This is a genomic window from Klebsiella sp. C283, from assembly GCF_048822555.1.
GTDB classification, from domain to species: domain Bacteria; phylum Pseudomonadota; class Gammaproteobacteria; order Enterobacterales; family Enterobacteriaceae; genus Klebsiella; species Klebsiella quasipneumoniae.
In genome coordinates this window covers 64,716-84,435 of record NZ_JBMEZS010000003.1, presented here as the reverse complement: position 1 = coordinate 84,435, position 19,720 = coordinate 64,716, and the positions used below count along the sequence as shown (strand labels likewise).

Sequence of the window (19,720 nt, the reverse complement as noted above, 5' to 3'; positions counted from 1 at the left end):
GGTAATGAGAAACCGTTTCCCCCTGGCGCTGGCGCTGGTCGCGCTGGTTGCCGCGCTGGCGCTGCCTGCGCGCGCTAACACCTGGCCCCTTCCCCCGCCGGGCAGCCGGCTGGTGGGGCAGAATCAGTTCCATGTGGTGCAGGATAACGGCGGTTCGCTGGAGGCGATTGCCAAAAAGTACAATGTCGGCTTTCTGGCCCTGCTGCAGGCCAATCCCGGGGTAGACCCCTATGTTCCGCGCGCCGGCAGCGTGCTGACTATCCCCCTGCAGACGCTGCTGCCCGATGCGCCGCGCGAAGGGCTGGTGATCAACCTTGCCGAACTGCGCCTCTACTATTACCCGCCGGGCAAGAATGAAGTGACCGTCTACCCGATCGGCATCGGCCAACTGGGCGGAACCACCATCACACCGACGATGGTCACCACCGTGTCCGACAAGCGGGCTAATCCGACCTGGACGCCAACCGCTAACATTCGCGCGCGCTACAAAGCGATGGGGATTGAGCTGCCGGCGGTGGTGCCTGCCGGTCCTGACAACCCGATGGGCCATCACGCCATCCGCCTTGCCGCCTATGGCGGAGTCTATCTCCTGCACGGCACCAATGCCGATTTCGGCATCGGCATGCGCGTCAGCTCCGGCTGTATTCGTCTGCGCGACAACGATATCAAGGCGCTGTACAACGCGATCTCGCCGGGCACGAAGGTGAATATTATCAACACGCCGATTAAGGCGTCGGTGGAGCCGGACGGCCGCCGTCTGGTCGAAATCCACCAGCCGCTGTCTGAGCATATCGATGACGACCCGCAGACGCTGCCTATTACGCTTAACGCGGCCATGAAGGCGTTCAAACAGGCGCCGCAGACCGACGGCACGGTAATGGAGCGCGCGATGAATTACCGCTCGGGCATGCCCATTGACGTTACCCGTCATGCCGGCCCTGGTCCGCAGTCGCTGTAACCTCACGCTGCAGAAAACAAAAAACCCGCCTGACGGCGGGTTTTTTGTTGGCAAGGGTCAAACAGGGGTACAACAGGGTCTTACTCATCGCTGACCGGTGAAGGGGGCCGGGCAGCGACGCATCGGGTTTACTTGTAGATAACCGCGGTACCGTGAAGAGTATTCGGGCCGGTTACCGAAGTAATACGGTATGAGGTGGCGCCCATTTCATCCGCTTTCTGCGCCAGCTGGTCTTCCAGCGACCCCAGGTTAGTCCCTGCGGACGCAGAGATGGTGCCCACTTTATGCTGGCCGGCTGGGGTGGACTGCACCTCAACAGCGGCAAAGCTGGCGAAAGAGAGGGAGCTAAGCACGGCGGCAATAGCCAGAGTATTAACGGTTTTCATGATTATTATACCTATGCAGATGAATTTTATAGTAGGGTCGTAAGCATTAACTTAACGATCGATAGGTAAATAATAATGTGATCTAAGTCACACGTCAACGCATTTTTATAACGATCGTTTAACTATTTATAAAATGCTTAATTTTCATACGCATATGAATTATTTATTTTTGAACCAACAGCGCTGGCCCCGGCGATCGTTTATTTTTATAATGGCCATTCATCAAACCAACATAGGTACAACGGCATCATGACAACTGACGTTCAAAGTTGCGCCAAAAAAAGCCGTGGCCGACCGAAGGTGTTCGACAGGGATGCGGCGCTGGACAAAGCCATGACACTCTTCTGGCAGCACGGCTATGAGGCGACCTCGCTCGCCGATCTGGTCGAGGCGACAGGAGCAAAAGCCCCCACCCTGTATGCGGAATTTGTGAATAAAGAAGGACTGTTCCGCGCAGTATTGGATCGTTACATTTCGCGCTTTGCCGCGAAGCACGAAGCCGTGCTGTTTGCTGAGGGAAAAACCGTCGATCGGGCGTTGCGCGACTACTTCACCGCGGTCGCCACCTGCTTTACCAGCAAAGAGACGCCGGCCGGCTGCTTTATCATCAATACCTCCGCCGCGCTGGCCGCCTCCTCGACGGATATCGCCAACACCATCAAATCCCGCCATGCGATGCAGGAGCAGGCGCTAACCCAGTTTCTGCAGCAGCGGCAAGCGCAGGGCGAACTGCCCGCGGGCCGCGACGTGGCGCAGCTCGCGCAGTTTCTCAACTGTGTCCTGCAGGGGATGTCCATCAGCGCACGGGAAGGCGCCGATTTCGACAAACTGATGCAAATCACTGACACCACTCTCCGTCTCTGGCCGCTGGTCCTCGAGTCCTGATGCGCCCCGCTTCCGGCGGTATTCTGCCGCCGGAACCGCCCGCCGTTTCGCTTTACCCCCACAAAATAGATTGATTTTTATTACCTTTTCTCACGCAAGATAAACGCAAATGATATTGATTGCGATATTCATTATGTGCAAAATCCTTTTTTGAGTTTTTCCAGATGTTTCGCATTGTAACGAATACCGGCCGACGCCGGCCCATAACAACGACAAAGCAACTTGCTCATAAAAGGAATGGATATGAAAAAGCGCCTCTGGGTGCTCCACCCTCTGCTGCTGGCCAGCGCGCTGCCTGCGCTGGCGGCTCAGTCTGATGAAGACAGCATCATCGTTAGCGCGAACCGCACCCACCGTACCGTGGCCGAGATGGCCCAAACCACCTGGGTCATTGAGGGCCAGGAGATTGAGCAGCAGGTCCAGGGCGGGAAAGAGTTCAAAGACGTGCTGGCGCAGCTGATCCCGGGCATCGATGTCAGCAGCCAGGGGCGCACCAATTACGGGATGAACATGCGCGGGCGCGCCATCGTCGTGCTGATTGACGGCGTCCGGCTCAACTCCTCACGCACCGACAGTCGCCAGCTCGACGCCATCGATCCATTCAACATCGAACATATCGAAGTGATCTCCGGGGCGACCTCACTGTACGGCGGCGGCAGTACCGGCGGACTTATCAACATCGTCACCAAAAAAGGGCAGCAGGATCGGCAGGTCGATCTTGAGGTGGGCAGCAAGAGCGGGTTTGCCAACAGCAACGATCATGATGAGCGCGTCGCGGCGGCCGTCAGCGGCGGGACAGACCACGCGTCCGGGCGTTTATCGGTAGCCTATCAGCGTTTCGGCGGCTGGTACGACGGCAACAACGATGCGCTGCTCCTCGATAACACCCAAACGGGGCTCCAGCACTCTGACCGTCTGGACGTCATGGGAACGGGGACGATCGAGATCGACGACAACCGCCAGCTGCAGCTGGTCACCCAGTATTATAAAAGCCAGGGCGATGATGACTATGGCCTGTGGCTCGGAAAGAATATGTCCGCGGTGACCAGCGGCGGCAAAGCGTACACCACCGATGGGCTCAATTCCGATCGTATCCCCGGCACCGAGCGCCATCTGATCAGCCTCCAGTACTCCGATGCCGACTTCTTCGGTCAGAATCTGGTGAGCCAGGTGTACTATCGCGATGAATCCCTCACCTTCTATCCGTTCCCGACGCTCAGCAAAGGCCAGGTCAGCAGTTTCTCCTCGTCGCAGCAGGATACCGATCAGTATGGGGCAAAGCTGACCCTGAACAGTCAGCCGCTGGCGGGCTGGGATCTTACCTGGGGTCTCGACGCCGATCATGAGACCTTCAATGCCAATCAGATGTTCTTCGATCTGCAACAATCGCTGGCTTCCGGCGGGCTGCACAACGAATCGATCTACACCACCGGCCGCTACCCGGGATACAGCATCTCCAACGTCGCGCCGTTCCTGCAGTCAAGCTACGATCTGAACGATATCTTTACCATCAGCGGCGGGGTTCGCTACCAGTGGACCGAAAACCGGGTTGACGACTTTGTCGGCTACGCCCAGCAACAGGATATCGCCAACGGCAAAGCGCGCTCCGCCGACGCCATCAAAGGCGGCAAAACCGATTATGACAACTTCCTGTTTAACGCCGGGATCGTCGCCCATCTGACCGAGCGTCAACAGACCTGGTTTAACTTCTCGCAGGGCGTTGAGCTGCCGGATCCGGGTAAATACTATGGCATCGGGAAATACGGCGCCGCGGTCAATGGTCATCTGCCGCTGCTCTCCAGCGTCAACGTCGATGACTCGCCGCTGCAGGGGATCAAAGTTAACTCGTATGAGCTGGGCTGGCGCTACACCGGCGATAACCTGCGCACCCAGCTGGCGGCGTATTACTCGACTTCGGATAAGACCATCGTGGTCAACCGTACCGACATGACCATCGATGTTCAGTCCGACAAGCGGCGTATTTACGGCGTTGAGGGGGCGGTCGATTACTTTATTCCGGACAGCGAGTGGAGCGTCGGCGGCAACTTCAACGTGCTGAAATCACAGGTGCAGACCGATGGCCGCTGGCAAAAATGGGACGTCACCCTCGCCTCGCCGTCCAAAGCCACCGCCTGGGTAGGCTGGGCGCCGGATCCGTGGAGCCTGCGCGTGCAGAGCCAGCAGGTGTTTGACCTCAGCGACGCCGCCGGCAACAAGCTGGAAGGCTATAATACCGTCGATTTTATCGGCAGTTACGCGCTGCCGGTGGGGAAACTGACCTTCAGTATCGAAAACCTGCTTAACGAAGATTATGTCACCATCTGGGGCCAGCGCGCGCCGCTGCTCTACAGCCCAACCTACGGCAGCTCGTCGCTGTATGAATACAAAGGCCGTGGCCGTACCTTCGGTCTGAATTACGCGTTAACTTTCTGACAAAAAAAGCCCCTCAGCCTGAGCGATTGAGGGGCTAATCATTACACAAATCTGTTTTTAGATTTTGTTATTCAGGACCAGCTGGCCGTTGTTGTCCAGCGGGATCTGGCTGCCAGGATCGTGATCCATACGGATTTTCCCCTGCTGATCGCCTATCTTATAGGTCACATCGTAGCCCAGCATTTTGTCGGATTTGTCATACACCGTTTTGCAGCGCTGCTGCGTGGTGGTGTAGGTGTCGTTATCCTGCATCGCGCCCTGGATCTGGTTACCGGCATAGCCGCCGCCCAGTGCGCCCACCACCGTCGCCACGCTGCGTCCGTGACCGCCGCCGAACTGGTGGCCAATCACCCCGCCCGCCACCGCGCCCAGCACGGAACCGGCGATGCGGTTTTCATCCTGTACCGGACGACGATGGGTCACGGTGACATTACGGCATTCCTGGCGCGGCGTTTTCACGGTTTCTTTAATCGGTGTACTGGAGACCACTTGCGCATACTGCGGGCCGCGATCTAACACGTTGAGACCAGCGACAGCTGCAACGCCCAGCGCGGCAGCCACGCCTATCCCTATACCCGCCAACATAGATTTATTCACGGGAGATCCTCCTTTGTTGCTGTTGATACAATTTTGCAACCGGACCCGGCAAGGCGCAAATCAGATAGCGGATGAAAAGTGCGAGAATTCGCTGCAAATCAAAGGGATTCAGAGGATTCCGAGCGGGATCACCGCCGGTTCAGCAGAAGAGCCCGGAGGCGCCGCCAGGGCGCGCTCCGGGTCGCGATAGCGATTAGTGCAGCTTGAGGCGCGGGCGAATGATGCGGTTGATGCGCCCAACCAGCATCATCAGGCCGGTTTTGAAATAGCCGTGCAGGGCGATCTGGTGCATACGGTACAGGGAGATATACACGAAGCGCGCAATGCGCCCTTCCACCATCATCGAGCCGCGCATCAGGTTGCCCATCAGGCTGCCGACGGTGGAGTAATTGGACAGCGACACCAGCGAGCCATGGTCTTTATAGGTATACGCCTTCAGCGGTTTGCCTTTCATCTGCGCGAGGATGTTATTCAGCGCGCAGGTGGCCATCTGGTGCGCCGCCTGAGCACGCGGTGGCACAAACCCGCCTTCCGGACGGGCGCAGGAGGCGCAGTCGCCGATGGCGAAAATATCCGCGTCGCGGGTGGTCTGCAGCGTCGGCTCAACCACCAGCTGATTGATACGGTTGGTTTCCAGGCCGCCGATCTCTTTCATGAAATCTGGCGCTTTGATCCCGGCCGCCCAGACCATCAGATCCGCTTCAATATATTCGCCATCTTTGGTGTGCAGGCCGCCCGCATCGGCGCTGGTGACCATGGTCTGCGTCAGCACCCGTACGCCCAGCTTGGTCAGCTCATTGTGCGCCGCGCCGGAAATGCGCGGCGGCAGCGCAGGCAGAATGCGTTCGCCCGCTTCGACCAGCGTGACGTTCAGCGCTTCGTTGGTCAGCCCTTTGTAACCGTAGCTGTGCAGCTGTTTCACGGCATTATGCAACTCAGCGGAGAGTTCCACGCCGGTGGCGCCGCCGCCGACGATGGCAATGTTCACTTTACCGTTAGCGCCAAGGTTCGCGGAGTACTTAAGGAACAGGTTGAGCATCTCCTGATGGAAACGACGCGCCTGATGCGGGTTGTCGAGGAAAATGCAGTTCTCTTTCACCCCAGGGGTGTTGAAGTCATTCGAGGTACTGCCCAGCGCCATCACCAGCGTGTCGTACGGCAGTTTACGCTCAGCCACCAGCAGCTCGCCTTTTTCATTGCGCAGCTCGCCGAGGGTGATGGTCTTCCCTTCGCGATTGATATCGACCACCGACCCCAGCTGGAACTGGAAACCGTGATTGCGGGCATGGGCCAGATAGCTCAGCGCATCAACGCCTTCATCCAGAGAACCGGTGGCCACTTCGTGCAGCAGCGGCTTCCACAGATGGCTGTGGTTACGGTCCACCAGGGTGATTTTCGCTTTCTTATGGCGCCCTAACTTTTTCCCCAGCTGAGTTGCCAGTTCCAGTCCGCCTGCGCCGCCACCCACAATTACGATTTTTTTCAATGGCGTAGTCATGTGTACCCCTAAAATTATTAACCAATTGTTAAATAAAAGTTATTAAAATAGCCTTTATTTAACAACAAGTTACGTCAATGAAACCATTCAGCACTGTCGAGAATACCATGAACGGTGCATTGGTCATACCAAAATTGATGTGCATCAAGTTTTGTCGCGTATTTTTTCAGCGAAACCAATAAGTGTAGACATGAAAAAACCCGCGCGGTGAACCCGGCGCGGGTTTGGAGACAGGGGAAAAGGCTTAACCGAGGGTTTTAAACGCTTTCAGCCGCTGCAGGTGCGGCGAGATGTTTTTAAACTTATGGGTCTGCTCTTCATCCCAGATAATTTCATAATAGTGGTGCAGAAGGTCGGCGGAACGCTGGCTGTCCAGCGCTTCGTCCTGCCGGGAAAGCACCACCAGGCAGCGATCGCGGTTCTTCTCGCGAAAGTTGGTCACGCACTTGGTGGCGATGTCAGCATACTCTTCCGGTCGGTCGATTTTGCCTTCCATATTCTCATGCGGAAACAGGTTCGGATTGAACACCGCCTGACGAATATCGCACAGGAAACCAATCCGCTCAGCCCAGTAACCGCCGAGTCCAACGCCGCAGATCAGCGGCCGGTCATCGGCGGTAAGCTGCAGCATTTTATCGACCTCTTTCAGCAAATGCTGCATGTCGTGCTTGGGGTGGCGCGTGCTGTAGCTTATCAACCGCACGTCAGGGTCAATAAACTGCAACTGCATCACCTTCTCGTGGTTACCGGGGCTGTTCGAGTCAAAACCGTGTAAATAGATAATCATCGCATCCTCACCAGACAACAACGCCCCGCAGAGCGTTACGCGGACTTCGCCTCTTGCCAGCGCGCATGAAGCTGCTCCAGCTGGGCACTCACCGTTTTCCAACGGGCTGAATCCCTTAACTCCTGACGGGAAAAGGAACCTTTATGATACAATTTCGTAACACGCTCTGCTTTGATCGGCGACAGGTTATCCAGCACACTGACCGCGCCCTTACGATTATTGCAGACCAGTATCATATCGCAACCGGCGTCGAGCGATGCCTGGCCGCGTTCGGCATAGCTGCCCATGATCGCCGCCCCTTCCATCGACAGATCGTCGGAGAAAATCACCCCGTCGAAGCCCAGCTCGCCGCGCAGCACCGTCTTCAACCAGTACGCTGAACCGCTGGCCGGGCGCGGATCGAGCTCTGGATAAATTACATGCGCCGGCATAATGGCATCCAGACGCTGCTCGGCGATAAGGCTTTTGAATACCGCCATATCGTGGTCGCGGATGACCGATGCCGGACGCGGATCGAATGGGGTTTCTTTATGCGAATCGGCAGTCACCGCCCCGTGTCCCGGGAAGTGTTTGCCGGTGGTTTTCATGCCCGCGGCGTGCATGCCGTCAATGAAGTGACGCGCCATCGTCAGCGCTTTCTGCGGATCTTCATGATAAGAACGTTCGCCGATCGCGGCGCTGATATGGCCGACGTCCAGCACTGGCGCAAAGCTAATATCGATGTCCATGGCGATCATTTCGCTGGCCATCAGCCAGCCGGCCTCGGCGGCCAGTTTGCCCCCCTCTTCCATCCCCAGCAGCGCGGCGAAAGACTGGGCCGCCGGTAAACGGGTAAAGCCTTCGCGGAAACGCTGAACGCGTCCCCCTTCCTGATCGACCGCCACCACCAGATGGTTACGGGAGGCTTCGCGGATCTGGCGCACCAGCTCCCGCAGCTGCGCCGGATCGTGATAATTTCGGGTGAAGAGGATCAACCCTCCCACCAGCGGATGCGCCAGAATCTCTCGCTCTTCCGCATCCAGTTCATACCCTTCAACATCCAACATCACTGGGCCCACACTGACCTCTCTTATCCTTTGCGTTCGTTGTCTAACTGACACCATGTTTCATCTGCCAGCGTGATAAATTGCCGATCCCCGCTCTGCCGCCAGCGCATTTCATACCAGCCCGCCATCAGCAGCAGTACCCACGGACGCCAGCGCGCCACCTGCCGCCATAGCTGCTGCGGGTCGATGGCCGCCCGCCGGGCATACGCCATCACCAGCTGGCGGCGCTCGCCAGGGGCGATCCATACGGCGGCCAGCTCCAGCGCGATATCGCCATCGCCGGCATATTCCCAGTCGATCAGCTTCAGACCGGCGTCGCTGTGGATAATATTGCCGGCATGGACGTCCATATGCAGCGGCGCCAGGCGCAGAGGACGAGGCTCGCCCCGGCGGCACAGCCGCTGATGCCAGCGTAACCAGCGCGGCGTGCGCCGGGCCGGATCGCTCCTCTGCCAGTACTGCGCCAGCAGCGGCCCGAGACTAACACGCCAGCCGAACCGCGGTTGCTGATGCAAATCATACAATAAGCCAGACAGCTGCGGGCAGTCAGGTAACTCGCTTTTCACCTCACCCGCGCAATACTCCACCACCATCCAGCAGGGCGAGTAAAACAGGGGGTTGGGCGCCAGCCTGGCAGGCAGCCGGCGCAGCGCGCGATACTGACGGCGAAAATAACAGGCAGCGGCAGACGGGTCGTGCGGCTGACGCAGCACTCGTCGCCGGTCGCCGTCGCTGATAATCACACTGCCGCCGCTGAGGCCGGTCTGGCTCAGCGAGGCGACAGGATGATAGTGGGGAAAGAAGCGCGACAAGAGCTCGTCGCGCGTTAGCTTATTGTTGCTGAACAGCACCTTTACCTGACCAGATAATCTCGCCGGTTTGCACCAGCATCAACTGCATCTTCAGCTCAGGCGCGTTGACGTTGCCGGTGGCATTGGAGTAAAGCACATACTGCGCGCCCACGTTGCGGGCGATGCCCATGGCTTTGCTGCGGCTGCCGAGGCTGTCCTGCGGCGACAGGCCCAGTTGCTGCTTGGCGACCGCCAGCTGCTGCGGTGAAACAAGGGTAAATTTGCCGTTGCCCGCCAGCGCGTTGCGTAACGCGGTGGTAGCTTCTCCGGCATTCAGCGAACCGTTGGTGCGGTTGTTCACGCTGTCAACCAGCAGAATACTGCCGGCATTGACCCCGCCCGCCTGCAGCATCTGTCCCACCATCGGCTGCACCGCGCCGTTCCAGTCATAATGACGCACGCGCGGCGCCGGCTGACCCGACTGCTGATCCTGATGCTCAATCGGTCCTGGCTGCGACGGGACGGATGGCACCGCCGGTACCGTCGGCACCGTGGGCTGCGGCTGCGCAGGCTGCTGCGGCTGCGGTTTGGCCTCTTCTACCGGCGCGGGCTGCTCACGCAGCCCCGCACAGCCTGCGAGGAATATCGCCAGTGCTGTGATTAACGCATAGCGACACATTTTCATCATTATAATTACCCCTTACAGATAAAGATAAAGGCGGGCCTTATGCGCCCCCAGGATATTGGCGCTGCCATACAACGTCACCGAGGAGCGAGCCGGAACCACGATGGTGCGCGGCGCCTCCAGAGGGTGCATCTCCAGCCCTCGGGCGTCATACCAGAAAAAACGATAATGCACGGTGACCGGCTGTTGGCGCTCGTTATACAGCGTAGAGGAGGCGGTGGCCTGGATCTCCGTCGCCACGACGACAGGCTCGCTGGCGCTGATCCCGGCGGCCAGCACGCTCGACTCCATCACCAGCGCCTGCTGGTCAGAAACCGGGATCTCCGGATGTGAACTACATCCGGCCAGCAGCCCCGCCGCCAGACACGCGCCCAAAAGGGTCCTGAGCATGACGTTAGCCTTTGTGCGCCAGCATCGGACCCAGCGGACGACCGCCCAGCAGATGCATATGGATATGGTAAACTTCCTGGCCGCCGTGACGGTTGCAGTTGACGATTAACCGGTAGCCATCGTCGGCGAGGCCTTCATCGCGGGCAATCTTCGCCGCGACGGTCATCATCCGGCCCAGGGCCAGTTCATGTTCAGTGGTAACGTCATTTACGGTAGGAATCAGAACGTTCGGGACAATCAGAATGTGGGTGGGCGCCTGCGGGGAGATGTCGCGAAAAGCGGTCACAAGCTCATCCTGATAAACCATATCCGACGGGATCTCCCGGCGAATGATTTTGCTGAAAATCGTTTCTTCTGCCATGACTGATTCCTTATTAGTTTTATCCCGTACGCTGGCCTGCTTCTGCAGATAAACGCGGACGCACAGGTTCCGGTAAGAGTATGAGCGACATCCTCCCTCTCTTTCAACCTGAAAGCTCTTTTTCTTATTCAACTATGGACTTAGCTGCTGAGGGAATAAGCATTTGGCGGACAGTTTGCGGGGTTATCGCCTCTGGAAGGCCGATCTGGTCACGTAAAAAAGGCAGCCAGTTGGCTGCCTTAGTCTCCCCGATACTACGTCTTAACTGTTACGGATGTACTCATCCATTTCAGTTTTCAGGTTATCGGACTTGGTACCGAAGATGGCCTGTACGCCAGAACCTGCCACTACCACGCCAGCGGCGCCCAGTTTTTTCAGGCCAGCCTGGTCAACTTTCGCTACATCCGCCACGCTAACACGCAGACGAGTAATACATGCGTCGAGGTTGGTGATGTTCTCTTTACCGCCGAAAGCGGCGACCAGAGCCGGAGCCATCTCGCTGGTTGCGCCAGCTTTGCTCTCTTCGGTGGTATCTTCACGACCCGGGGTTTTCAGATCCAGGGCTTTAATCAGCACGCGGAAAATGACGTAGTACACGATCGCATAGCAGATACCGACGATCGGGAACAGCCACAGCTTGCTGCTGTTACCGGACAGCACGATAAAGTCGATCAGGCCGTGAGAGAACGAGGTACCGTCACGCATACCCAGCAGGATACAGATCGGGAACGCCAGACCCGCCAGGATGGCATGGATAACGTACAGGATCGGCGCCACGAACATGAACGAGAACTCGATCGGCTCGGTGATACCGGTCAGGAACGAGGTCAGCGCGGCGGAGATCATGATACCGCCCACTTTGGCGCGGTTTTCCGGTTTAGCAGAGTGCCAAATCGCGATAGCCGCTGCCGGCAGACCGTACATTTTGAACAGGAAGCCGCCAGACAGTTTGCCCGCAGTCGGGTCGCCTGCCATGTAGCGCGGGATATCGCCGTGGAATACCTGACCCGCCGCGTTGGTGTATTCGCCGATCTGCATCTGGAAAGGAACGTTCCAGATGTGGTGCAGACCAAACGGCACCAGGCAACGCTCGATGAAACCGTAGATACCAAACGCCACCACCGGGTTCTGATAAGCAGCCCACTGGGAGAAGGTCTGGATCGCGGAACCGATCGGCGGCCAAATGAAGGAGAGAATCACGCCGGTGAAGATAGCGGCCAGACCAGAGATAATCGGTACAAAGCGCTTGCCCGCAAAGAAGCCGAGATATTCTGGCAGCTTGATGCGATAGAAGCGGTTGAACATGTACGCGGCGATAGCACCGGAGATAATACCGCCAAGCACGCCGGTATCAGCCAGGTGTTTTGCCGCAATCTCGTCAGCAGGTAAATGCAGCACCAGCGGCGCAACCACCGCCATGGTTTTCACCATGATGCCGTAAGCTACGACTGCAGCCAGTGCGGATACACCGTCGTTATTGGTGAAGCCGAGGGCCACACCGATAGCGAAGATCAGCGGCATGTTGGCGAAAACAGAACCGCCTGCTTCTGCCATAACGTGGGAGACCACGGCTGGCAGCCAGCTGAAGTTTGCGGAACCGACGCCCAGCAGGATACCTGCGATAGGCAGTACGGATACCGGCAGCATCAGCGATTTACCGACCTTCTGCAGGTTAGCAAATGCATTCTTAAACATAATTGAGAGTGCTCCTGAGTATTTGGTACTTTTTTACGTTTTCACGCATTGGCCCGGGGGGAGAACCGCGCCGTGGACAGGACATCTAAGCGCCCTTTATTTATTACACAGAGTAAAATAATTAACGGGATGATTGTTTGACGGCTATCACGTTTCAATCAGCCTTCCGGTAAAAATTTACATCAGCTTACATAAGTTGTATCCAGATGTTGCCAAAAAACCTTCACCGCCACTTTTGTGGCGGTGAACTTTACTCGCTTTGGCTATTAATTACGAGCCTTAAAATAATAAGCAGATCAAGCAGGTTGCAAGCGGGCGGGGTCAATGTGGAACAGCGTGGCAAAATTGTCGGTGGTCTGCTGAGCCAGTTGCTCCAGCGACACACCCTTCAGTACCGCCATGTATTCAGCAACGTCACGAACCATCGCCGGCTGGTTCTCTTTGCCGCGATGGGGTACCGGCGCCAGGTACGGCGAATCGGTCTCCACCAGCAGACGATCCAGCGGAACATAGCGCGCCGCATCGCGCAGTTGCTCGGCGTTACGGAAAGTGACGATACCGGAAAACGAGATATAGAACCCCATGTCGAGCAGCTTACCCGCCGTCTCCCTGTCCTCAGTGAAACAGTGTAGTACGCCTCCGCAATCCGTCACCTTTTCTTCACGTAAAATGGCCAGGGTATCGGCGCGTGCGTCACGGGTATGCACGATCACTGGCTTATTCAGCTCCCGGCCGATGCGGATATGGTCACGGAATGAGGTTTGCTGCTGGGCTTTGGTTTCCGGGGTATAAAAATAGTCCAGCCCGGTCTCTCCCATCGCGACGACGCCCTCTTCCGCCGCCAGCGTGCGCAGCGTCTCCACCTCGTAGGGCTCGTCCTGGTTTAACGGGTGCACGCCACAGGAGAAAACGACATTGTCACGCCTCCCTACCAGCTCGCGCATACTGCGGTAGCCAGGCAGCGTCGTGGCGACCGCCAGGCAAAATTTCACATCGCGCGCGGCCGCTTTTGCCAGCACGTCATCGACGTTTTTGTGCAGAGTTTGATAATCCAGACCATCAAGATGGCAGTGGGAGTCGACTAAAAACATAATGTCTCACTCAGAGGTGGGAGACGGGTAAAACCGTCCCGGGTTGCAGGTAATGTTCCCAGCGCAGCAGGCGCTCGGTGAGCAGCAGTTCGCGGTTGACGCCGACGACGTTCAGCAATTGCTCGCGGCAGGTACAGACGTCATGGGCAATCGCCTGCAGCCGGGAGGCGGGCAGACTATGCGCCAGCTGCTCCAGCAGCGGCCAGACATCCGGATTACTCACCAGGGCAATTCCCTGCTGTCGTTTTTGCGCATCGACCAGCAGCGATGCCAGCCAGTGCAGGCGAACCGCCGCCTGTTCATGATTGAGTATCGGCAGCAGCGCCAGCCAGTCACCGCTCGCCAGCGTGGTCGCCAGCGCCTGACACAGCTGCTGTCGCGCCGTCCACTGCGGCTCCTTAAGCAGCTCAAGCGCGGCGGCCGGCGCGCTGGCGCACAGACGTAACGCGGTCAGCAGCGCCTCCTGCGGCAGGTTCACCTCACGCTCCAGCCAGGCCAGGGCATAAGATTCCGTCGGCGGCGACAGGTGGTGCAGGCGGCAGCGACTGCGCAGAGTGGTCAGCAGACGCGCCGGCTCCTCGCAGGCGAGGAAGAACCAGGTATTTTCCGGCGGCTCCTCCAGCGTTTTCAGCAATGCGTTGGCGGCGGCATCGGTCAGCAAGGCGGCATCGCTAATCCATACCACCTTCGCCCCACCGAGGCGCGCGCGCTCATAGAGCTTGTCGTTGACATCGCGCACCGCGTCAATACCCAGCGCGCTCTTGCCTTTCTCGGGGCTCAGCGGGTAGTAATCAGGGTGCGTACCGGCCTGCATCAGCTGGCAACTGTGGCAGTGACCGCAGCTTTTATGCCCTTCGGGCTGGCGGCACATCAGGAAGCGGCACAGCGCATAAATCAACGCCTCGCCGCCCATCCCGCTCAGGGATTGTAACAGTAAGGCGTGGTGGCCTCGTCCGGCCTGATAGCTACCGACCAGTTGCTCGAACGAGGGGCGCAGCCACGGATACCATTTCATGCCGGTTGCTCCGCCATCCACTGGACGATCGTGGCGCGAATATCGCGCGCGACGGCATCCAGCGGCTGCGTCGCGTCCACCGTGCGGATAGAAGGATCCGCCGCGGCCAGCTCAAGGTAGCGCGCACGGGTACGATTGAAGAAGTTCATGGACTCCTGCTCAATGCGATCCAGTTCGCCGCGGGCGCGGGCGCGCCGCAGCCCCACTTCCGGCGTGACGTCGAGGTACAGCGTCAAATTAGGTCGAAAATCGCCGAGAACGGCATCACGCAGCGTCGCCAGCATCGTGCGGTCAATCCCCCTGCCGCCGCCCTGATAGGCCTGAGTGGAGAGATCGTGACGATCGCCGATCACCCACTGGCCGCGAGCCAGAGCAGGCTTAATCACGGTCTCCACCAGCTGGACGCGCGCCGCGTAAAACATCAGCACTTCCGCTTTATCGTTAATCACTTCATCGCCCGTAGACTGGATATCCAGCACCAGGCTACGCAGTTTTTCGGCAAGGATTGTGCCCCCCGGCTCACGGGTAAACACCATATCGTGAATACCTGCCGACTGCAGCGTCTCCACCACCAGTTGACGTGCGGTGGTCTTCCCGGCGCCCTCCAGCCCCTCGATGACGATATAGTTACTGCGCATTTTTTTCCTTAAGTACTTTCAGATAGTCCTGCACCGCGCGGTTATGGCTGACCAGGTTTGTGGTAAACGTATGGCCCCCTTTCCCGTCGGCGACAAAATAGAGGTATGGCGTTTTCGCCGGATGGGCGGCCGCCTTCAGCGACGCTTCGCCCGGCACCGCAATAGGGCCTGGCGGCAGGCCGCTGATGGTATAGGTATTGTACGCGGTCGGCGTCTCCAGATCCTTACGCGTTAACTTACCATTATACCCTTCGCCCATCCCGTAGATCACCGTTGGATCGGTCTGTAAACGCATGCCGATGCGCAGGCGGTTGATAAACACCGACGCGACGCGATCGCGCTCTTCCGCCACCGCGGTCTCTTTCTCAATAATCGAGGCCATGGTCAACAGCTGATTCTGATCGTCATAGGGCAGATTATCCATCCGTCCTTCCCAGACCTTCGCCACTTCGGTGACCATTTTCTGATGCGCGCGCTTGAGGATGGCGATGTCGCTGGTATTGGCGGTGTACATCCAGGTATCCGGCCAGAACCAACCTTCCACCCAGTCGGCGTGGTCAAGACCTAAAGCCTTAGCCACCGTCGCGTAACTATCGTCTTCAAGCGTGTGCTTCACGTAGGGGGCATCGCGCAGCTGACGAAGGTAGTCGCTGACGCGCATGCCTTCGACAAAGCGCAACGGAAACTGCGCCTCTTTGCCGCTGGCCAGCAGCTGCAGCATTTCGCGCACCGTCATTTGCGGCGTGAAGCGATAGGTCCCGGCTTTGAAGTGAGACAGCTCAGGCTCCATCCGCAGCAGCCACTGGAACACGCGCGGACGATTGATCACCTTCTCACGATAGAGATCCTGCCCCAGCGCCAGCCGGCCGGTGCCGGCTTCGAGGGTAAAGATGGTCTCTTCTTTAATCAGCAGCTTGCTGTCCGCCAGTTGGCGTACCTTCCACATTCCTGCCGCCGCGGCGATGCCCAACAGCACGACCAGCAACAGGATAAAACGTAACATTTTCTTCATACTAACCAGACAGCTCACACAAAGGGGCTAAAAAATGGTAAAGCTCGCGAGAGGACCAGACGGTCTCCTCCCAGCGACGAACCGGCACCAGCGGCATAAGCGCATTGCAGATCAGCACTTCATCGGCCTCCCGCAACGTCTCGGGACGCGCTGTCACTTCGACAACGCGAAACGTCGATGGTGCCAGCTGCGCGATACAACGCTGCCGCATTATGCCGTTGACCCCGGCATAATCGAGTCGCGGAGTAAAGACATCCCGTCCCTGACGCCAGAATAAATTCGCGGCACAGCATTCCGTAAGCCACCCGTCACTGTCAAGGACCAGCGCCTCATCGGCGTCCGTCTGTTCAAGATGAGAGCGGATCAGCACCTGCTCCAGACGATTAAGATGCTTCAGACCGGCCAGCCAGGGGTTGCGCCCCAGGGGCACCGGGCTCCGGGTCAGGGTAATGCCCTCCTCCCGCCAGCGCGCGTAGTGCGCCGGAAGCGAAGAGACGCTCAGAATGCGGGTGGGCGACGCGCAGCCCGCCGTGCTGTATCCCCTCCCCCCGACGCCGCGGGTGAGAACCACCTTAAGCACACCCAGGGCGCGCGGCCGAGCCAGGCGCTGCATCTCGTCGCTCAACGTCAGCCAGTCGTCAAATGGGATGCGTAATTTTTCGCAGGTCGTCTGCAAACGCTGCAGATGGGCGTCCAGTAACGCAACCTGCCCGTGCTGTATACGGGCGGTGGTAAAACAACCGTCGCCAAACTGGACGGCGCGATCGTTCGCCGCCAGCGTGTCCTGTTCAACGCCATTTATCAAGAACATAAAGGACTCCTTTTCACAGGTCGGTGAGTGTCTCAGGACACGGAGCAGAGGACAAGCGGAGAAAGCCGAATAAAAAAGGCCCGACGAACGGGCCTTTTGTTAAAGCAGTACCGGGGCAAGCCCTGTCACACTTTTTTGAAGATCAGCGAACCATTAGTGCCGCCGAAGCCGAAGGAGTTGCACAGGGTGTACTCCATACCGGAAACCTGACGCGCTTCGTGCGGAACGAAGTCGAGGTCGCAGCCCTCATCCGGGTTGTCGAGGTTGATCGTCGGCGGAACTGCCTGATCGCGCAGCGCCAGGATAGAGTAAATCGACTCTACCGCCCCTGCCGCGCCCAGCAGATGCCCGGTCATGGATTTGGTGGAGCTCACCAGTACGCGGCTCGCCGCATCGCCGAAGACAGACTTAACCGCCTGCGCTTCCGCTTTATCGCCAGCCGGCGTCGAGGTGCCGTGGGCATTGACGTAGCCGATCTGGCCCGGTTCGATGCCCGCATCGCGAATGGCATTCACCATCGCCAGCGCGGCGCCCGCGCCATCTTCCGGCGGTGACGTCATGTGGTAAGCATCGCTGCTCATGCCGAAGCCGACGATCTCGGCGTAGATTTTCGCGCCGCGTTTTTTCGCATGCTCGTACTCTTCCAGCACCACCATGCCCGCGCCGTCGCCCAGCACGAAGCCGTCGCGATCTTTATCCCACGGACGGCTTGCCGCCTGCGGGTTGTCATTGCGCGTGGAGAGCGCCCGCGCTGCGCCAAAGCCGCCCACGCCAAGCGGGGTACTGGCTTTTTCCGCACCGCCTGCCACCATCGCATCGGCATCGCCATAGGCGATGATGCGCGCAGCCTGACCGATGTTGTGCACGCCTGAAGTACAGGCGGTCGCGATGGAGATACTTGGTCCACGCAGACCAAACATGATGGTCAGATGCCCGGCCACCATATTAACAATTGTGGAGGGAACGAAGAATGGGCTGATCTTACGCGGTCCGCCGTTGACCAGCGAACTGTGGTTTTCTTCGATCAAGCCGAGGCCGCCAATACCGGAGCCGATCGCGGCGCCAATACGGGTAGCATTCTCTTCCGTCACTTCAAGGCCAGAATCCTGCATGGCCTGAACGCCAGCGACAATTCCATATTGAATGAAGGCATCCATCTTGCGCTGCTCTTTGCGCGAGATGATGTCATCACAGTTAAAATCCTTTACTAAGCCAGCAAATTTCGTTGCATAGGCGCTAGTATCGAAATGGTCGATCAGGCTGATGCCACTCTGACCGGCAAGGAGAGCTTTCCAGGTAGACTCTACGGTATTGCCGACAGGAGACAACATGCCCAGTCCGGTCACAACTACACGACGCTTAGACACGTTTGTCCTCCAGGGAGGGAAAATAGATTCTTGTGGGACAAAAAAAAGATAAAACTCAGGCGGTCGAATGACCGCCTGGAGATGTTCACTTACGCCTGGTGGCCGTTGATGTAATCAATGGCAGCCTGAACGGTGGTGATTTTCTCAGCTTCTTCGTCCGGAATCTCAGTATCAAACTCTTCTTCCAGAGCCATTACCAGCTCAACGGTGTCAAGAGAATCAGCGCCCAGGTCTTCAACGAAGGAAGCATTGTTGGTAACTTCTTCCTGCTTAACGCCCAGCTGCTCGCCGATAATTTTCTTAACGCGTTCTTCGATAGTGCTCATACTCTTAAATTTCCTATCAAAACTCGCTTTCGCGATGGTTTTCGTAGTGTATAAAATGTTGAAAAATTTGCAACTAAATCCCGGCAGGTCTTACCACGATTTTGCGCTATTTTGAGGCCGTTTGCCCTAAGAACGCAAATCTTTTCGCACAAAACCGCACACAGAACCGTGCGAAGTGCGCGGTTCCTGAACGTTTTGCACAAATCTCGGTCAGACCATGTACATTCCGCCGTTGACGTGCAGGGTTTCACCAGTGATGTAACTTGCTTCGTCAGAGGCTAAAAATGCCACCGCGCTGGCGATTTCATTTGGGGTGCCAAGGCGCCCCGCAGGAACTGCCGCCAGCGTACCCGCACGCTGCTCATCGGTCAGCGCACGCGTCATGTCCGTTTCAATAAAGCCCGGAGCAACAACGTTTACAGTAATACCGCGTGACGCAACTTCACGCGCCAGTGATTTACTGAAGCCGATCAGACCCGCTTTCGCCGCAGCGTAGTTGGCCTGACCCGCATTTCCCATGGTACCAACCACAGAACCGATAGTGATAATACGTCCATGACGCTTTTTCATCATAGCGCGCATTACCGCTTTTGACAGACGGAAAACCGATGACAGGTTGGTTTCGATAATATCGTTCCACTCGTCATCTTTCATGCGCATTAACAGGTTGTCGCGAGTGATCCCGGCATTATTCACCAGGATATCCACTTCGCCAAACTCTGCGCGCACATTTTCCAGAACAGATTCAATAGATGCCGGGTCGGTCACATTCAACATCAGACCTTTACCGTTGGCGCCTAAATAGTCGCTGATCGCCTGCGCGCCGCTTTCGCTGGTCGCAGTACCGATAACTTTCGCGCCGCGGGCGACGAGCGTTTCAGCGATGGCGCGGCCAATACCGCGGCTTGCACCGGTAACCAGCGCGATTTTTCCTTCAAAACTCATGGT

The 19,720-nt window shown here is 57.8% G+C and carries 23 protein-coding genes; 4 read left to right on the top strand and 19 right to left on the bottom strand.

The genetic code is table 11. From position 1 onward, the window contains the following. Window positions 1-4: 4 nt before the first annotated feature. The gene (ldtC, locus tag ACOI7Z_RS06095) at window positions 5-958 is read left to right on the top strand and encodes a L,D-transpeptidase LdtC (RefSeq protein ID WP_087848979.1); all 954 of its coding nucleotides are present in this window, start codon (window positions 5-7) and stop codon (window positions 956-958) included. Between the two features lie 128 nt (window positions 959-1,086). Here the strand turns inward: ldtC and bhsA are convergent, their stop codons facing one another. Continuing rightward, on the bottom strand, window positions 1,087-1,344 hold the full coding sequence (gene bhsA, locus ACOI7Z_RS06090; protein WP_002900788.1) for a multiple stress resistance protein BhsA: 258 nt from the start codon (window positions 1,342-1,344) through the stop codon (window positions 1,087-1,089). A gap of 133 nt (window positions 1,345-1,477) precedes the next feature. Between bhsA and ACOI7Z_RS06085 the strand changes: the two genes are divergently transcribed. Both ACOI7Z_RS06085 and ACOI7Z_RS06080 read left to right on the top strand, forming a co-directional pair. Next, a complete protein-coding gene (locus tag ACOI7Z_RS06085; protein ID WP_044522093.1) occupies window positions 1,478-1,597 on the top strand; it encodes a hypothetical protein in 120 nt (39 codons plus the stop codon). Continuing rightward, window positions 1,594-2,229 carry a TetR/AcrR family transcriptional regulator gene (locus tag ACOI7Z_RS06080; RefSeq protein WP_023289148.1) on the top strand — a complete coding sequence of 212 codons (636 nt, stop codon included), beginning with the start codon at window positions 1,594-1,596 and terminating at the stop codon, window positions 2,227-2,229. The genes ACOI7Z_RS06085 and ACOI7Z_RS06080 overlap by 4 nt, the downstream gene beginning before the upstream one ends. A gap of 52 nt (window positions 2,230-2,281) precedes the next feature. Here the strand turns inward: ACOI7Z_RS06080 and ACOI7Z_RS06075 are convergent, their stop codons facing one another. After that, on the bottom strand, window positions 2,282-2,404 hold the full coding sequence (locus ACOI7Z_RS06075) for a hypothetical protein (protein WP_048326277.1): 123 nt from the start codon (window positions 2,402-2,404) through the stop codon (window positions 2,282-2,284). A gap of 68 nt (window positions 2,405-2,472) precedes the next feature. Here ACOI7Z_RS06075 and ACOI7Z_RS06070 point away from each other — a divergent pair, with 68 nt between their 5' ends. Then, entirely contained in the window at window positions 2,473-4,662 is a 2,190-nt protein-coding gene (locus ACOI7Z_RS06070; RefSeq protein ID WP_065881729.1) for a TonB-dependent siderophore receptor, read from the top strand. 57 nt (window positions 4,663-4,719) lie between these two features. On the opposite strand, the gene ACOI7Z_RS06065 is transcribed toward ACOI7Z_RS06070, so the two are convergent. The 17 genes from ACOI7Z_RS06065 to fabG all read right to left on the bottom strand — a co-directional run bounded on the left by ACOI7Z_RS06065 (window position 4,720) and on the right by fabG (window position 19,717). Continuing rightward, window positions 4,720-5,259 carry a glycine zipper 2TM domain-containing protein gene (locus tag ACOI7Z_RS06065; RefSeq protein WP_002900781.1) on the bottom strand — a complete coding sequence of 180 codons (540 nt, stop codon included), beginning with the start codon at window positions 5,257-5,259 and terminating at the stop codon, window positions 4,720-4,722. A gap of 193 nt (window positions 5,260-5,452) precedes the next feature. Continuing rightward, a complete protein-coding gene (locus tag ACOI7Z_RS06060) occupies window positions 5,453-6,757 on the bottom strand; it encodes an NAD(P)/FAD-dependent oxidoreductase (RefSeq protein WP_008805997.1) in 1,305 nt (434 codons plus the stop codon). Window positions 6,758-7,001: 244 nt separating this feature from the next. Next, on the bottom strand, window positions 7,002-7,544 hold the full coding sequence (ycfP, locus tag ACOI7Z_RS06055; RefSeq protein WP_002900775.1) for an alpha/beta hydrolase YcfP: 543 nt from the start codon (window positions 7,542-7,544) through the stop codon (window positions 7,002-7,004). Window positions 7,545-7,579: 35 nt separating this feature from the next. Next, window positions 7,580-8,590, bottom strand: coding sequence for a beta-N-acetylhexosaminidase (nagZ, locus tag ACOI7Z_RS06050; protein ID WP_167878548.1), 1,011 nt, complete (start codon window positions 8,588-8,590; stop codon window positions 7,580-7,582). 23 nt (window positions 8,591-8,613) lie between these two features. Beyond that, window positions 8,614-9,441, bottom strand: coding sequence for a thiamine kinase (gene thiK / locus ACOI7Z_RS06045; RefSeq protein ID WP_065881735.1), 828 nt, complete (start codon window positions 9,439-9,441; stop codon window positions 8,614-8,616). Further along, the gene (lpoB, locus tag ACOI7Z_RS06040; RefSeq protein WP_072096711.1) at window positions 9,422-10,060 is read right to left on the bottom strand and encodes a penicillin-binding protein activator LpoB; all 639 of its coding nucleotides are present in this window, start codon (window positions 10,058-10,060) and stop codon (window positions 9,422-9,424) included. Before lpoB ends, thiK begins: the two co-directional genes overlap by 20 nt. Window positions 10,061-10,081: 21 nt before the next feature. Next, complete coding sequence (locus tag ACOI7Z_RS06035; RefSeq protein WP_004204572.1) at window positions 10,082-10,456, bottom strand: YcfL family protein; 375 nt, start codon at window positions 10,454-10,456, stop codon at window positions 10,082-10,084. 4 nt (window positions 10,457-10,460) lie between these two features. Then, window positions 10,461-10,817, bottom strand: coding sequence for a purine nucleoside phosphoramidase (gene hinT / locus ACOI7Z_RS06030; protein ID WP_032452442.1), 357 nt, complete (start codon window positions 10,815-10,817; stop codon window positions 10,461-10,463). Window positions 10,818-11,078: 261 nt separating this feature from the next. After that, on the bottom strand, window positions 11,079-12,512 hold the full coding sequence (gene ptsG / locus ACOI7Z_RS06025) for a PTS glucose transporter subunit IIBC (RefSeq protein ID WP_002900680.1): 1,434 nt from the start codon (window positions 12,510-12,512) through the stop codon (window positions 11,079-11,081). Between the two features lie 296 nt (window positions 12,513-12,808). Next, window positions 12,809-13,603 carry a metal-dependent hydrolase gene (locus tag ACOI7Z_RS06020; protein WP_032452441.1) on the bottom strand — a complete coding sequence of 265 codons (795 nt, stop codon included), beginning with the start codon at window positions 13,601-13,603 and terminating at the stop codon, window positions 12,809-12,811. A gap of 10 nt (window positions 13,604-13,613) precedes the next feature. Next, window positions 13,614-14,618: a DNA polymerase III subunit delta' gene (gene holB / locus ACOI7Z_RS06015; protein WP_069603905.1), complete on the bottom strand. Its 1,005-nt coding sequence runs from the start codon at window positions 14,616-14,618 to the stop codon at window positions 13,614-13,616. After that, complete coding sequence (gene tmk, locus ACOI7Z_RS06010) at window positions 14,615-15,256, bottom strand: dTMP kinase (protein ID WP_023289141.1); 642 nt, start codon at window positions 15,254-15,256, stop codon at window positions 14,615-14,617. Before tmk ends, holB begins: the two co-directional genes overlap by 4 nt. Next, window positions 15,246-16,268 carry a cell division protein YceG gene (gene yceG, locus ACOI7Z_RS06005; protein WP_023289140.1) on the bottom strand — a complete coding sequence of 341 codons (1,023 nt, stop codon included), beginning with the start codon at window positions 16,266-16,268 and terminating at the stop codon, window positions 15,246-15,248. Before yceG ends, tmk begins: the two co-directional genes overlap by 11 nt. Window position 16,269: 1 nt before the next feature. After that, the gene (pabC, locus tag ACOI7Z_RS06000; RefSeq protein WP_065881741.1) at window positions 16,270-17,079 is read right to left on the bottom strand and encodes an aminodeoxychorismate lyase; all 810 of its coding nucleotides are present in this window, start codon (window positions 17,077-17,079) and stop codon (window positions 16,270-16,272) included. 125 nt (window positions 17,080-17,204) lie between these two features. Beyond that, window positions 17,205-18,446, bottom strand: a complete 1,242-nt coding sequence (gene fabF, locus ACOI7Z_RS05995) for a beta-ketoacyl-ACP synthase II (protein ID WP_002900666.1) — start codon at window positions 18,444-18,446, stop codon at window positions 17,205-17,207. A gap of 89 nt (window positions 18,447-18,535) precedes the next feature. Beyond that, on the bottom strand, window positions 18,536-18,772 hold the full coding sequence (gene acpP / locus ACOI7Z_RS05990) for an acyl carrier protein (protein ID WP_000103754.1): 237 nt from the start codon (window positions 18,770-18,772) through the stop codon (window positions 18,536-18,538). 210 nt (window positions 18,773-18,982) lie between these two features. Then, entirely contained in the window at window positions 18,983-19,717 is a 735-nt protein-coding gene (fabG, locus tag ACOI7Z_RS05985; protein WP_002899294.1) for a 3-oxoacyl-ACP reductase FabG, read from the bottom strand. Between the last annotated feature and the right edge of the window lie 3 nt (window positions 19,718-19,720).